This is a genomic window from Streptomyces sp. NPDC045701, from assembly GCF_056432045.1.
The window spans coordinates 1-14,681 of sequence record NZ_JBWKJV010000063.1 but is presented as its reverse complement, the minus strand read 5'-3'; the positions used below and the strand labels follow the sequence as shown (position 1 = coordinate 14,681).

At 65.8% G+C, this 14,681-nt stretch carries 8 protein-coding genes and 4 pseudogenes; 9 read left to right on the top strand and 3 right to left on the bottom strand.

What is annotated here, in order from left to right; all coding sequences use genetic code 11:
- From AC07DW_RS30500 to AC07DW_RS30490, 3 genes and pseudogenes are all read left to right on the top strand, one after another.
- On the top strand, nucleotides 1–418 hold a 418-nt coding region (locus tag AC07DW_RS30500), incomplete at its 5' end, for an IS30 family transposase (RefSeq protein WP_478860908.1).
- Nucleotides 419–440: 22 nt separating this feature from the next.
- Nucleotides 441–1,034: a Mu transposase domain-containing protein gene (locus tag AC07DW_RS30495; RefSeq protein ID WP_478860907.1), complete on the top strand. Its 594-nt coding sequence runs from the start codon at nucleotides 441–443 to the stop codon at nucleotides 1,032–1,034.
- 109 nt (nucleotides 1,035–1,143) lie between these two features.
- Nucleotides 1,144–1,303, top strand: a pseudogene (locus AC07DW_RS30490) (AAA family ATPase); the annotation flags it as partial.
- A 129-nt stretch (nucleotides 1,304–1,432) separates the two neighbouring features.
- Here AC07DW_RS30490 and AC07DW_RS30485 read toward each other — a convergent pair.
- Nucleotides 1,433–2,875 (bottom strand): annotated as a pseudogene (locus tag AC07DW_RS30485) (IS1380 family transposase).
- 1,097 nt (nucleotides 2,876–3,972) lie between these two features.
- On the opposite strand from AC07DW_RS30485, the gene AC07DW_RS30480 reads away from it, so the two are divergent.
- From AC07DW_RS30480 to AC07DW_RS30465, 4 genes and pseudogenes are all read left to right on the top strand, one after another.
- Nucleotides 3,973–6,723: an ATP-binding protein gene (locus AC07DW_RS30480; RefSeq protein WP_478860906.1), complete on the top strand. Its 2,751-nt coding sequence runs from the start codon at nucleotides 3,973–3,975 to the stop codon at nucleotides 6,721–6,723.
- Nucleotides 6,724–7,079: 356 nt separating this feature from the next.
- The gene (locus AC07DW_RS30475; protein WP_478860905.1) at nucleotides 7,080–7,289 is read left to right on the top strand and encodes a hypothetical protein; all 210 of its coding nucleotides are present in this window, start codon (nucleotides 7,080–7,082) and stop codon (nucleotides 7,287–7,289) included.
- A complete protein-coding gene (locus tag AC07DW_RS30470; protein ID WP_478860904.1) occupies nucleotides 7,279–7,545 on the top strand; it encodes an HNH endonuclease in 267 nt (88 codons plus the stop codon). The genes AC07DW_RS30475 and AC07DW_RS30470 overlap by 11 nt, the downstream gene beginning before the upstream one ends.
- 106 nt (nucleotides 7,546–7,651) lie before the next feature.
- A pseudogene (locus AC07DW_RS30465) lies at nucleotides 7,652–7,818 on the top strand (integrase core domain-containing protein); the annotation flags it as partial.
- 38 nt (nucleotides 7,819–7,856) lie between these two features.
- Here the strand turns inward: AC07DW_RS30465 and wecB are convergent.
- Nucleotides 7,857–9,329, bottom strand: a complete 1,473-nt coding sequence (gene wecB, locus AC07DW_RS30460) for a non-hydrolyzing UDP-N-acetylglucosamine 2-epimerase (protein WP_478860903.1) — start codon at nucleotides 9,327–9,329, stop codon at nucleotides 7,857–7,859.
- A gap of 2,257 nt (nucleotides 9,330–11,586) precedes the next feature.
- Nucleotides 11,587–12,045, bottom strand: a complete 459-nt coding sequence (locus AC07DW_RS30455; RefSeq protein ID WP_478860902.1) for an ATP-binding protein — start codon at nucleotides 12,043–12,045, stop codon at nucleotides 11,587–11,589.
- A 262-nt stretch (nucleotides 12,046–12,307) separates the two neighbouring features.
- Here AC07DW_RS30455 and AC07DW_RS30450 point away from each other — a divergent pair, with 262 nt between their 5' ends.
- On the top strand, nucleotides 12,308–13,147 hold the full coding sequence (locus AC07DW_RS30450; protein WP_478860901.1) for an ISAzo13-like element transposase-related protein: 840 nt from the start codon (nucleotides 12,308–12,310) through the stop codon (nucleotides 13,145–13,147).
- A 330-nt stretch (nucleotides 13,148–13,477) separates the two neighbouring features.
- Nucleotides 13,478–13,620: pseudogene (locus tag AC07DW_RS30445) on the top strand (IS630 family transposase); the annotation flags it as partial.
- Nucleotides 13,621–14,681: the final 1,061 nt, after the last annotated feature.

Sequence of the window (14,681 nt, the reverse complement as noted above, 5' to 3'; positions counted from 1 at the left end):
CACCGCCATCGCCACGCTCGTCGACCGCCGCACCCGTTATGTCCGCCTCGTCCCCCTGCCCGACGGCCACGGCGCGGACCAGGTCCGCGAACGTATCGTCCACGCGCTGCGGGACGTTCCCGACACCGCGCGGATGACGCTCACCTGGGACCAAGGATCCGAGATGGCCTGCCACGACCGGCTCGCCCCGTTCTTCCACGACGGGGTGTTCGTCGCGCACCGCGGCAGCCCCTGGCAACGCGGTACGAACGAAAACACGAACGGCCTGCTCAGGCAGTACCTGCCCAAAGGCAGCGACCTATCCGTCCACACGGCCGACGACCTACAGGCGATCCAGGACCGCCTCAGCAACCGACCCAGAAAGACGCTGGGATGGCGGACCCCGGCCGAGCTATTCACCGCCGCTCTGACAGCATGAGACCTGCAACGTTGCGACGATCGTGCGAATCCGCCCTGCCGCTTACCGGCCCACGGGCAAGGGACGTGTCGAGCGGCAGGTTCTGATCGTCCGGGATCACGTCCTGTCCGGCCGGTCCTTCTCCTCCGTCGAGGAGATGGACGCCGCCTTCATCACCTGGGTCCCGCAGCGACGGGCTCAGGCCCACAGGACTCACCAGCAGATCATCGGAGAACGGGCGGCCCGTGATCACGTGGCTCTCAAGCCTCTTCCGCCGACCTCTTATCTGGTGGCCGAGCGGCACCTGCGGCCGGTCGGCAAGGACTGCCTGGTCGCCTTCGGCGGCAACCTCTACTTGGTGCCGACCCGCAGGGTCCGCCCCCGGCAGCTGGTGGAGATCCGGGCCACGAAGTCGCAGATCATGCTGCACTCCACCATGGCCGACTCCAGCGGCGAGACGTTGCTGGCGACCCACCCGCGGGCGATCGGCCGCGGGGTCCGTGTCGTCGAAGAGGCCCACTGGGACGGCCTGCCCACGGGCAAGGGACGCCGGACCACCACCGGCGATGCCCTGCCGCGGTCCCGTCGCGATCGTGCTCGGGGCGAGGAATCAGGGGCCTTTGCGGGGCTCTGCTGAACCGGGCCGCGGCCACCCATATCGAGGGCGGACGCCGTCCGCTGCCGGTCTATGACGAGCTGACCGGCACCCGCCCCTTCACCACGCCCCCGAGCATGAGGGAAACGTCTTGAGCGAGCTGGTCTCCACCCGCATCCGCAGCACGGCCGGCAAGCTCGGCCTGCTCCACCTCGCCGAAACCATCAGGGAGTACACCCGTCGGGCCGACGAGGGAAAGAGGGGGCTACCTTGACTTCCTCGACCCTAGCCTCGCTGTTTCGGTTGGGGTGATGAGACGTCGCTGATCGTCTGCTGCCGGGTGCGTGGGGTGGTTTCGTTGCTCGGGCATGGCGGGGTCCCGGCGCGGTGGTCGGGTTCTCCGAGGTTCTTCGGGTCGTGGGCGGGCAGGGGGTTGTCGGTCAGCCGGGGGGTCGGGGCAGTGCGGCGAGGCGGTGGAAGGCCGTGGCCAGTTCGTGTCTCCAGGGCCAGGTCTGAGGTATCCGCAGGCTCAGGCGGCGGCCGCCGCGGGTGAGTCGGGCGGCGACGTGCAGCAGCCGGCAGCGGAGCTTCTTCGGCTCGGCGGTGGCGAGTTCGCCGTCCAGCAGCAGGACGCGCATCCAGGCCATCAGGCCGGTCGCCGCGAGGCTGAGTTCGAGCCAGACGGCGTTGACACCGAAGTCGCGGGAGGGGAAGCGGCCGAAGCCGGTGGCCTTGCCGCACCGGGTGTGGTTCTCGACGGTGGCATGCCCGCGGTGACGGGCCTGCAGGAACTGGGCGGAACCGCCGCCGCAGGACGGGGTGCCGGTGAGGAACGCCTGATGGCGCATGCCCTCATCCTGGTCGGACAGGGGCAGCTGGGCTCCGGGTGCGGCCGCTCGCGGCGCACGGTGATGCGGGTGCCGGCCGGGTAGCCGTCCAGATCAACCACGCCGGTCAGTTCCGCGGCCCCGGCCCCGGAGCGCAGTGTCCCGTCCTGGTCCAGGGCGGGATGCCAGAGGGGCGGTCGGGGAGGGCCCGGATCGCGCGGCGGACCGGCTCGGTGATGGCGTATCCGACCGGGAAGGAAGTGCGGGACCCTCGTTTGCGCAGGTCACGGACGTGGGCGGGGGGAGGCTTTCGCGGATCCGGCGCTGTCGGTGCGGATGAGGATGCCGGTGCCGTGTCGGTGGGCGTCGGGGATCTGCGCCAGGGCCTGGCCGAGGACCGTGATGTGATCGCTTGCGGTATTGGCGCCGGCGTTCCCGGGCCGCAGCCTGCCGGACAGTGCCTCGCCGGAACTGGCCAGGAAGCACAGCAGCGGGTGGAAACCGAAACCGCCTTTGCAGGTGGGTGCTGCTTGTTCCTTTTCGGAAATGACAGGCCACCAGCGTGGCGCCGGGGTCCAGGACCAGCCCGGGCAGCATGCGTCCCGCTGCCCGGGCGGCGGGGATGCCTTCACCGCGCCCGGCGGCCTGCAGCCAGGCGGCCTCCCGGGCCGGAGCGCGGGCCGAGCGCAGATGAGGCCAGTGCCTCCTCGTCGTCAATGTGGGCGGGCAGCCGCCAGGCCGTCGGTGCCGGGGCGGCCGAGCCGGACACTTCGGCCTGGTCCCGCAGTACGGCCAGATCCGCGATGGCCCCGCCGCCGTCGGCGGGCATCACCGCCAGACCGGTGGCGATCCGTCCCGGACCGTGTCCGGTCCCGCGAGGCCGAAGCGCCCCGAGCGCGGTGGAGTACGCGGCGGTCAGCCCGGTGACACCGGCCAGACCGGACAGCAACCGTTCCCCGGCATGACCGACCACCCCCGCACCATCGGCACTGCCTGAACCTGGGGACGCAACCCGATACCCTGCACGCAGAAAGTGCCCTCCGCCTGGACCGACAGAACCCCTCAGCAAGGTCATCGTCCCAGGTCAGGAAGGCACTTTCGCGTTTCCCCAGAAAGTCGCCGAACCCAAGCGAAACGGCGAGGCTAGCGGTCCGAGCGGGATACCTCAGGAAGATGAGCCGCCGGGACTCCGCCGCTCTCCTCCCTCTACCGGTAGCCGGTCTTCCTTCCAATCCCGAGATGCCTGCACGCCTCGACCGCACCCGTGCCCGACGCCAGCAGACGCCAGTACTCGCCTCAAGGTCCAGCCTGCGCTTCATGCCCCGCCTCGCCATCAACACACCCATCATGATCAAAGAGTGTTGCGACAAGCGTTAGTTAGAACCCAAGAGACTCCTGGGGGTCAGTTTTCAGGAACCCGCGACAGGCTCGATCCTCTTGCTCGAGGTCGCCGCCGACGACTCCCAGCGGACACGACAACGCAGGCGTCTCGGTCCTGCTGGCCCGCCGCCACCGCTACACCGGCACCGTCTCCTTCTTCCGCTGCTGGTCACCGGCCCCGGCCCCGCTGGCGAAGCTTGTGTGGGTGGTGTGCTGCCGCTGGAAGATCGAGGAAGACTCCGACCGCCAAGCACGCCACCGCCCTGGGCAAGGGCCAGGTCACCACGTGGACCTCCTGGCACCGCTGGAGCACCGCAGCCCTGCCTACGCCTTCCTCGCCGTCGTAGCCGCCCTCGAACGCGCCACGCCAGACAGCAGCCGCCCCACCGGCCTCGCCCCGTCACCTGCCACAAACTCCTGGGCCTGCTCGCCCCAGCCACGGCGCACCGGTCCGCTCGGCTGGTATACGCCTTGTGGCGCTACCAGCACAACGCGTACCTGAGAGCGCCGCCCCGGTGAAACGGCGCGGCCGCAGTCCGCGCTCTTCCCCAGAGGTCGGCGTCTTCCGGCCGGCCAGGCGGCACGTTTGCCTCGTCCGTCCGAGCGGCCCGAGCGCGTAACAGTGCCCGTACAGCCCACCCCCGGTATTCACCTCAACACAAGCTGTATACCCTCAATTTGAGGGCACGCGCTAAAGGCCAGCTGAGGCGTAGGCTTTGGCTGAGGGCTCGGATACGGATACGGCTTTGACGCCGCTTGCCGAGGTGATGAGGATGAGCGTGGTGCTCGTCGGCAGGGAGTCGGAGATTGCTCGACTCGATCAGATTCTGGCGCAGTCGAGTGCAGGGCGCCCGGGGTTGGTCCTGATCGAGGGTGAAGCCGGCGCTGGTAAGAGCATACTTGTCAGAGCGTGGCTGCGACAGCACCGGTCTGACAAGTTCACATTTTTGATGTCCTCCTTCGATATCGATAAGCAGGATTTGCCATACACGGCTATCGAACAGCTGGCTGCCCGGCTATGGGAAAACTCCGATGCTTTATCGAAATTGAGCATAGATGGCGCCAATGCATCGCCCCTCCAAGTGGGGGCCCGCTTTTTGAGACTTCTCGACAAGGTGCAGGAGTACGGGCCGGTTGTAGTGGTAGTGGAGGATGCTCAATGGCTTGACACTCACTCGCTGAAAGTTCTCGAATTTGTGATCGGCCGCGCGGAGGCGGATGCCGTCCTGTTCGTTCTTATCGCTCGTGGCGACGATATCGGCGGAGAAGCGCGACTGGCCGAACTGCGGAACCTCCTAAGCGCGCATCCTTTCGCGACCCGGCTCGTGATTCCTGGAATCGATACGGCAGGAATGCAGGAGTTTGCGAAGAAGGTGCTTAACCTGTCAATAGATAAAGAGATGGCCGACCGGCTCTATCGGCTCACAGGGGGCAACCCCCTCTATTTGAAGTCGCTGCTACACCAGCCGCTCCAAGAGAAGAATCTTGATGAGCTCAGTTCTTCGCTTATTCCCGTTTCATTGGCCCAGGCGGTGCGCCAGCAGCTCGCGACGTTGCCAAAGGACGCGCAGCACCTGGTGCAGGCGGCCGCGGTGGTGGAGTCCAAGGCGCCTCTCGGACTCGTAACGCGAGTGGGCAAGGTCGAGGATGCCACCCTCGCGTTGCGGTCGGCAGTGGCTGCAGGGCTGCTTCGCGCGTGGAGGAGCGAGACAGAGACACAAGTCATGATCGCCAGTGACGTCCAGCGTGAGGCAATCATATCCGCGATGAGTCCTGCTCGGCGTCGTGAGCTGCACGCAGCGACTGCGCCGCTGGTCGCACACCATGCCGCGTGGCGGCACAAAGTCGCTGCGGTGGCCGGTTCTGACCAGGAGCTCGCGAATGAGCTCGAATCAGAAGCCCTTCGCGCCATTGACGCTGACCGTGTCGAGCGCGGGGTTAATTACCTTCTGTGGGCCGCTGATCTGGTCAGCCAATCAGCTGGGCGGGAAAAGCTCATCCTGTCCGCTGCCGCCCATCTCATCTCTATTGACAATTTCAGCCGTGTATCCACCCTCATCCCTCGCATTGAGGGTTTTCCGCCCAGCCCGTTGCGCAGTCTGATCATAGGTTCCTACGCGCTTTCGCGGGGGAAGCTGGATGAGGCGCAGGATCTATTGGGCGAAACGCTGCTCGCGACGGAAAGAATTCCAGGGCAACACTGGGTTGCGGCTCAGGCGGGGTTCTGGCTCGGCACCATCCGCATGTTCCTGGGCCAGGCAGATGTGTCCCCCTACCAACGCGTTCTTGAGCTTTCACATGTAGACAAGCGGGTAACTCGCCGCGCTCAGGTCTGTGTGGCTGTTGTACGCGGTATGCTCGAAGGGCCGCTGGCTGCCGTCGCCGAACTGTCGCGCCTCGCTCCACTGCCAGAAGCCTCGAAAGTGGAATCGCCTGACGCCTACATCCTTGCGTGGCGCGGTTCTCTTCGTTGTGCTTCCGGAGACTACGTCTCTGCGGTGGAAGACCTTGACTCAGCCCTGAAGATCGCCGAAGACAGCGGCCAGATTATTATGTCGGAATACGCTTACAGTGCACTCGCCGTCTCTCATTACATGCTGGGAGACTGGAATATGGCGAAGGTCAAGGGGGAGAGGGCCACAGTTATTGCCAGGCTGGAAGGAAAGCCATGGGCTTCCGCTTCGTCGTGTGCATATTTGTCGTGGGTTCTGTCCGGGCGAGGCAGATGGTCTGAAGCGGAAGAGCTGCTGCAGACAGCGGAACAACGCGCTCACGCCTTTGTTCCGGTATGGTCGAGAACTCTCGTCGCTATTGGCTGGGCCGTCATGGCTCAAGCGCGCGCTGAACCGGACCGAATGCTCGAGGCCCTAAATCGGATCCTTCAGCCGCCCCAGCATGGGCTGACTAATCTTTATGAAGCCTATTGGCGACCCCTGCACATTGAGGCACTCGTCGGTACTGGCGACTTCGGCAGCGCCGAAAAATCCTTGGCCCGTCTGCGTGAGATGGCTGAAATGTCTCCCGCGCTAAAGGCGGTAACCCATTGGCTAACTGGTCAGCTGGCTGAGGCTCAAGGCCGCGACAGCATCGCGTTGCGGCAATACGAGCAGGGCTGTCAACAAGACCCTGATCCTAATACTCCTGTGCTGCATCAGGCCCGCCTAGAGCAAGATTATGGAAGGCTGCTCGCTGCAAGGGGCTTCCTGACAGAGGGGAGAAAATATCTTAAGCGTGCGGAGCGTCGCCTTTCATCTCTCGAGGCCCAGCCTTTCTTCAGGCGCTGCGAGAAAGAACTTCGTCGTCTGGAAGCAGCCCCCAGACCTGCCGTGATATCACGAACCGCTCCCTTGAGCAGCCGCGAGGCAGAAGTCAGCCATCTCGCTGGCCGGGGCCTTTCGGACGAAGAGATTGCAGCAGAGCTCCTTATTAGTACTCAATCGGTGAAGCACTATCTTGGCCAGGTCCACACCAAGCTCCACCTGAACGGTGGCAGACTGGCGGCACACCGAAGCTCCGCACGATGACGTACTCGTTGATGAGGACCTCACAGTTCCGTGCAGCTCGTACTGACCTCCTGGGCATGAGTGCGACGCCAGTGGTCAGCCAGTGCATCGACCAGCGCGTGCCCACGCCCGCCGGCAAAGTCGAACGCTACAAGTGCGCCACGAGGCGCTCTGTCGTATCCCCGGCATAGCCGGGAGGAAATCGAGGGGGAGGTTCCTGGGCCTAATGGCTTACCTGGATCCGAAAGGTGAAGGGGACCAGAGCATGCCAGGAAACCAGCAGCCGGGTTCAGATGTCAGGGACGGCGTACTGGGAAGGCCCGCGCGATATGGCGAAGGCTTGATTGCTTGAATCCCAATCTCCAGGAGATGGAATCATGGAGACAGCAATGCTCCGGACCTTGGCGCGAAAGCACGGCTCCACGGTGTCGAAGATGGCGGCCCGCTTCAAGGCCAAGATCCAGACGCCGTACGGACCGCGCACCTGTTTCGAGGCTCGCATGCCACGGGACAACAGGAAGGAACTGGTAGCACGGTTCGGAGGGATTCCCCTCAAGCGGCAGAAGACGGCGGGGGGTGTTGACTGACCGTCTGGCGGGTCCTGCCTATCCCCACAAGGAGCTGATCCGGCGACTTCAGGGAAATCGGTGCGAGGTTTGCGGTCAAGCTGGTGAGGTGGAGGTTCACCACATCAGGTCACTCAACGACCTCAACCGTCTGGATGCCCCGTCCCCCGATTGGATGAATCTCATGGCTAGGCGTCGGCGCAAGGCCCTCGTGGTCTGCGATGCCTGTCACGAGCGCATCCACACCGGGAAGCCAAACGCAATGCTCACGCAGTAGTCACTGGAGAGCCGGATGCTCGGAAAGCGGGCCCGTCCGGTTCGGAGGGAGGCCGAGCGGAAAAGGCCCTGCCCAGCAGGGACCTCGCCGCTCGGCCGACCCTACCCGCACTCTGCTGGACGAGTGGGCCTCCTGCGGCCCTGCACCTCAAACGACGAGCGGACCAAGCCCTGGCAGACTCCCTTCACACCTACAACCAGCACCGCTGCCACCGCACTCGGAGGCAAGCCACCCATCACCCGCGTCAACAACCCTGCGGGTCAATACACCTAGCTAGCAGGATCGCGCCGGTCCGGCTGCCGTTGGGGCGTTCATCCGGCGGTGGGGGTGTGGAGGGCTCGCGCGGGAGCCGACAGGGCGAGGTCGTGGGCGAGAGCGGTGACGATACGTTCGGAGGCGTGACCGTCGCCGAAAGGGTTGGCGGCGCTGGCCCTGCGGGCGTAGAGCACGGGGTTGTCGAGCAGGGCGGTGGCCGCGGCGTGTACAGCGCGGGGATCGGTGCCGGTGACCTGGGCGGTGCCTGCTCTGACGGCTTCGGGCCGGTCGGTGGCATCGCGCAGGACCAGTACCGGTTTGTCGAGGCTGGGTGCCTCTTCTTGAATGCCGCCGGAGTCGGTGAGGACGAGGGTGGAGGCGGCGAGGGTTGCAATGAAGTCTAAGTAGTCGAGCGGTTCGGTCAGGGTGATGCGGGGGCTTGCGCTGAGGACGGGCATGAGCACGTCGCGGACGGCGGGGTTTTTATGGAGGGGAAGGAGGATTTCGATGTCGGGCCGTTCAGCCAGTTGCAGTAGTGTCCTGGCAAGTGACCGCATGCGGGGTCCTTGGGTTTCTCGCCGGTGCAGGGTGACGAGCAGCCCGCGGTGTGCGGTGCGGAAGGCGGACCGGCCACCGGGCTGTCTGCGGGCCCACGTAAGGTTGTCGATGGCGGTGTTGCCGGTGATCATGATCTGGTGAGCAGGTACGGCTTCCGCTGTCAGGGCGGCGGCGGCGCGGGGTGTGGGGGCGAAGTGCCAGCGTGCCATGCGGGTGACAAGGCGCCGGTTCATTTCTTCGGGGAAGGGGCTGTCGATGACGCCGCTGCGCAGGCCGGCTTCCACGTGAGCTATCGGGATGTGTTCGTAGAAGGCAGTCAGGGCCCCGCACAAGGTAGTGCTGGTGTCACCCTGGACGATGACCAGATCGGGCCGTTCGTCCCGGATCAGTTCGCCCAGCCCGCCGGTCAGGCGGGAGGTGAGCGCGGACAGTGGCTGGCGCTCGCGCATTACGGCGAGGTCGTGGGTGGCGGTGAGGCCGAGGCGTGGCAGCATCTGGTCGAGCATGTCGCGGTGCTGACCAGTATTGATCAGCAACGGTGTGAACAGGGGAGAGTTCTGCAGCGCCCGGATGACCGGTGCCAGTTTGATGGCTTCAGGCCGGGTGCCGAGGATGACCGCGGCGCGGAGTCTGCGTGAGGGGAGGCGTGCCGGGAACATGTGATCACCGCGTTGGGGTGGTGGGGTTTTGCCGGGCGGCCTTATCACAGAGAGGCGGCATGGGGGGCGGGCCCGGCCTTGCTGTCGTGCCGAGGCGGGTTGTGGCGGGTGGTTGCGCAGGGTGTCGGGGCGGTTCGGGCAGGCGCCGGGTTTTGGCCAAAGGGTAAACAGCAGGCCGTAGGCGATGCTGCGCGGGATGCTGGTCCGTGCGGCCTGGTGGTCGGCGCGGGCGCATACCGGTGCGATGCCGAGAAAGACCAGTCCCCACAGGATCAGGACGATGCCGTGATTTGCGGTGAGGGCAGTGAACATGTGTCCCGCCGCCTGTGGCCACGGTGAGCGAGGCGTAGAAAGCTGTGACGGAGAACGTCGTCATCAACACGGGCAGGGCCAGCGTGAGGGTGATCAGCAGATCGTCGATGGTCCGGTCCGGCAGCTGGGCGGTGAGAATACGGGGGATTGCTGCCCGGCACTGCAGATGGCCCTGAAGGGTGCGCTGGCGGAGGAAGGGCCGCAGCTGTGTCAGGCCTTGCTGTGAGATGTGGGTGCGGGGGGTGAAGCGGGTGCGCCAGCCGTGGGAGATGGCACACCGGCCTGGTGCAGACAGGCAACGATCGCCCGCAACTGCCCGCGTCGGCGTTGGGGGAGACGTCCTCCAACCGCACCAGCGCGCGGTGACGCTCCCCGGCGCCAGGAGCCAGTACGTCAAACAGCAGGTCACTGTAGGCCAGGTACCGGAAGGGGTTCTCCCCGACATACCAAGGTTCGCTGCACCCACAGCCCAAGGGGGCCGCCCACCGTCTGCAGCCAGCGCCCGGACCAGTACCCTCACCCGGCCAGGATCTGCCATCTCCCGCCGGACACCCTGGTCGTCCCGCGGACTATAGCGGGTCAGGGTGGTGCCTCGGTACTCAACGCCGGTGACGCCGTGGACACCGCCTGCCACATTAAAGGCGTAGCGGGTCTTCCACGTCCGGGGTGCGTGGCCGGCCAGTCGCTCAAGATTCTCACCCGCCCACAGCACCGGCACCCCAGTAGTCAGCACATCTCCAAGAAAGGACGCTGGGATACCAGGGTTGTCCGCCGAGCCGAAATACAGGACGACCGCCGAGTGCTTACGCGCCTCCCCTGCCTGGTAGCGAGCGACCGGCTTGACCGTCCACGGCGCGAAGTGCGAAGCAAGATTGGCTGTTTGCTGGACCGTCAGACGGGCCGTCCAGTCCTCGCCGTTACCGCCGTCGTACACGATCAGCACCGGCCGCTGGTCCCGCTTCGCCGCCGGAGAGGCCGCTCCGGCGGCAGCACCCTGTGACCGCACTGGTGGCTCACTGGGAGAGGAGAGGCCGCCCCGAGGCCCGCCCGCCCGCACGGCCCGCACCGGGGAAGCGGGGGAGCGGAAGCAGCCAGATCCGCTGTCCCCGAGCCTGGGGGCCACCACATCTGGCCACATCCAGAAACCGCCGCCCAGAGCCACGACCAGACCGAGCGCGACACTGAGCCGGATGCACTTCAGCGTGCCGAACCAGCGCTGTGCCCGGTATCCCCCGGACACAGCCATCAAAACACCCAGCAGCACCGGATACGCGACCAGGGCCAGCGCGGCCACGGCGATCAGATCCGCCACTGGCCCCGCAGGCCTATCAGTCGGCGGCCCCGCCGCCAGGGGCCCCTCTAGCCGCCCTGGAGGCCCACCTTCTCTGTCGTTCCGCCCGCCGCCCCCCGCCCGCAACCCACCAGCACACGAACGAACCCGGTGCCGACGAGGCGAGGCAACGATCCGGCGGTACGCAGCGCCCCGCCGCCGACACACAGCCGGTTTAACATGATCGGAAGCACGCCGTGCTGGACGCTTGACGGCACCCGGCCCCCCGCTATGGCGGTGGCGCCGAAGCCCTGGAGGTGAGACAGGCCAGTCCGTGGCGCGGCGCAATGGATACGAGACAGACGCTGACGCCCGGCTGATGCGCAACGACATAGCGAACCCTTCCCGACCGGCCGCTGGCGGTCTCTGGGCCCCCCGTCAAAGCTCTGCTTGTGGGCCTGCTCCTCTACTCCACCTTCATGAACAAAACACAATCCCGTCAAGTGGGCCCAGGTAATATTCAGGCATCCGAGCCAGATGAGGAGGGCGCGGGGTGACGGTGCCGGGGCAGATGCAGTAGTCGGCCGCCTCGGGAACCTCGGTCTTGCGGTAGGTGGGCCTCGTTCCCGAATCCTGGACAGGCGGATGCTGAACGGAAAATCCACGTTCAGGCAGGCAGGCGTCAGCGCCGTTCGGCGGAGCCGGACGGTCTCTCTGCAGGTGGGGGCGGCTGGAGTCAGACCGAGGTGTGGCGAGGGTGACCTGCTGGCCGAGGGCCCGGAGCTGGCGGACGAGGTCGCGGGTCTTGCGGGCGGGGTGAGAGGGCGTTAGTGCCAGCCGGCGCCGAGTTCCTGGTAGCGGCGCCGGGGAAGCTGCCGGTGCGGGTGTTGATCACTCCACCAGGCCCCCGCGTATACCGCCATGAGGCAGGAACGACTCCTTGCCCTCGACACGGACACCGGGGACGACGGCCCCGGCCACACAAGATCAAGACAATAGCGCCAGGTCGGCCCAATGGGTGATGCTGTCCATACCCGCCGTAGCGCCGTGATTTGCCGCCAGCGCGCTGACGATGAGGCTCCCGCGGCCGTGTTCGTCAGGCTCGCAACTTGCCACCCAGGCACCTGGCAGTTCCGAGGGGCCGCCGTCGGCAACTGCCACTCGTAGCGTGCCCTGGCCCGGAGCAGGCTGCGTCAGGTGAAGTGAGACAGGCGGCAGCGCGTGCTCCACGGCATTGGTAACCAGCTCGGAGACCACCAGCAGAGCTGTGTCCACACAGCCCTCGCCTACACCCCATGTCCTAAGAGCTTCCCGCGCCAGACCGCGGGCCACGCCCGCTGCACCCGCATGATACGGCAGAGACCAATGCTCCGAAGCACTTCCCCTGCCGCTCTTCGTGGTGCCCGCCGAAGGGGGAGTGGTGGCGAGGGAAGTAAGAGTGATCATGGAGCACATCCCCAAATTTTGGACGAATCTGGCGAAAAAGGTTTGATCTGCTTTCAGTCTGCGCAGTGCTACGCCCCCTGTGAGGACATCCGATAAGACGAACCATCGGAGGAACATCGCATCGGGTGACGGGCGTCGCTGCCTCATCGGGCGGCGTGATCCTGCGCGGGCCATCAATCAAACGGCTCTGTTCCGTAGTCGGCGTTGACGCTGTGTTGCTGGAGCACCCGGTGCCGCACGAGTGGTCGGCACGGGGGTGCAAATGAGACTGATGTCCACCCGACCCGTAGTGCGGTCGCGAGACCAGCCGGGGCCGTTTGGCGAAACGCCGGAGCGGTCCGCCCCGCTGACGGCCGTGAACTATTCCGCCCTTACGCAGCACCGGCCCCTCGGGAAGTTCACGCGCACCAGAGACTGCGTATCGCCGGGTGGTTCCGGCCGGATCCTGTCTGGAAGTTTCAGCCCACAGGTCCCTGGCGGCAGAGGTCGAGGAGGGGGGACTGGAGCTGGAGGAGCGCTGGATGGCCAGCTGGGGGATGCGGGTGTCGACGTACGGCCTCAGCTCCCCAGCCGCACGACGTTTGAACGTCCCCAGCTGTCAGGCCATGTCGCCTCCCGCTCGATGGCCTGGGGGCGGTTCGTCAGCAGCGGGAAGGACGGCATCGCGGCGAACACCGGCTGGGTCCGCGTCACTAACCACGAGGCCGCCACATTTGGGTGGAATCCCATCGGTCGCTGGTGGCAGGCCCGCGGCCGGTACGGCTACCCACACACCACAGAGCTCCTGGTCACCGCCCACGCGGGCGGATCCAGCGGTTACCGCACCCGCACATGGAAGAGTGAACTCGATGCCCTGGCCACCGAGACCGGGTGTGCAATCCGCCGGGCACATCGACGTGGAACGGATCGAGCACCGCTGTTCTCCCGCATCTCCATGAACTGGCGGGGCAGGCCTCTGCCCCTGAGCAGCCACGACCGCACCGTCTGGTATCGCGGCGGCCACCACCCGCACCGGACTGACGGTCGAGGCCACCCCTTGACACGACAGATACGACACCGGCGTGAAGGCTCAGCGACGCGCAGGTCGACGCGCTGGCGGTGAGCCGGCACCGCTTCCACGGCGGCTGGAACTACACCGTCAACCCCCGCTCGGCCCTCAACATGGCAGTGAGCACCGCCCGGGGAAGACATCCGTCAGCCACCAGACGACGAGCCGTTACTGACTGGCGGTGACTCCCACGCTTGATGGCACGGCGGGAGCAGGGCCGGCACGCCGTGGCGGCGAACGCCACCGCCTCCGCGCGGGCCCCCAGCCCCCACCCATGACTCGGCCCCGGCCCCTGTGCTGTACCAGCGAAACTCGTCGTCGGGGAAGACGGTCCATGCGCAGATGGGCGGGCGGCCTCTGCAGTGAGGCGGTGCGGATGCAGGCGGCTGGACCTCCCGGGACCCGGGCGGGTCATGGTGCCGGTTTTCCCGGCCCTGGAGAATCTGGCTGTGTATCCTGAGCAGGGGCCGGCCGCTCACCGGTGGGCGGAGGACCAGGTGTGGACCGCATCACGGGTGGCCACACTGACGGCCGGAAGTAAACGGTGACGAAGGCGTTCCAGCCGTCGCGCCGCATCCGGAACCAGATCGGCACGGCAGGCGTCGGCAGCGGCCGCAAAAGAGCCGCGATCCCGGAATCACGAACGCAGGTAGAAATCATAACCGCTGGCCGAGCCCGTGCTCTTCCCTCCCGAAACGTACACTTTGCATGCATTTTTAGTGTCCGCCACGAACGAGTAGTGTCCTCCCTGGTCTCCCGAGTAATCCAGCGCGTACACAGTTCCCCGGGTGAGGCTTGTGTACTTGGCTCCGATAACGAATGACGCGACGGCATGCGGACCGATGGCCAGGGCGTCGTCTACGTCATACCCCAATTCATAGTGCGATTCTTCCGGTACGTACCTGACGTTCGTCAGCGTGAGAGTCTCATTGGTTTCATTGTGAATCCAGAAACGCATGGGGGCGTTGGCATACGGATCGACCGAGCTAGGTGGAATCTGGTGCAATGCGGTAGGCAGTGTTGCAGGGGTGGCAGACGCCGAAGCCATCGACCCGCCGCTGAGCGCAGCGAGTATGCCGCAAAAAGCTACAACTCGTTTAAATGTGTACATCAATGATCACTACCCGTCAGAAAGTGGCGATTGCAGCAGGCTGGACGGATTCCACCGCCCGCACTTCTTAACCCAACTCAAGTACGGCGGATTGCCGACGGCAGATTCCGCCCGACAGTGACAGCCGCGCCGAAAGCGCGTGTTACTTCCGGGCGGCGATCTACCCAGGAGAGATGACTCCGGCTCTCGTGGGATTAGGAGGCAGTCTGCCCTCGGGGACTATTTAGAGATCCAATTCTAACGCGCAGGACCCGGTGGCCCCTTCCACCAACCGATGGGCACCAGACCCCAAGGCGAACAATCGATCGGACGACCAGCGGGCCATCAAACCAATATCAGCCTGGGCCTGCCCCGTTAGTTTTTCGCGGTCCTGCAGTAAGAGGGGCCTTGCCCCCGAGGAGTGGACACCTGTTCGTGTCGTTATGCGGCGAGTGTCTGGGTAGCTGGCTGCTGTTCGTAGGCGATCGGTGCCTGCTG

What these genes read in the sequence shown, in the direction of transcription:
- AC07DW_RS30480 (WP_478860906.1), top strand. Translation starts at nt 3,973, where the DNA reads ATGAGCGTGGTGCTCGTCGGCAGGGAGTCGGAGATTGCTCGACTCGAT.
- wecB (WP_478860903.1), bottom strand. Translation starts at nt 9,329, where the DNA reads ATGTTCACTGCCCTCACCGCAAATCACGGCATCGTCCTGATCCTGTGG.
- AC07DW_RS30450 (WP_478860901.1), top strand. Translation starts at nt 12,308, where the DNA reads ATGAGACTGATGTCCACCCGACCCGTAGTGCGGTCGCGAGACCAGCCG.
- AC07DW_RS30475 (WP_478860905.1), top strand. Translation starts at nt 7,080, where the DNA reads ATGGAGACAGCAATGCTCCGGACCTTGGCGCGAAAGCACGGCTCCACG.
- AC07DW_RS30455 (WP_478860902.1), bottom strand. Translation starts at nt 12,045, where the DNA reads ATGATCACTCTTACTTCCCTCGCCACCACTCCCCCTTCGGCGGGCACC.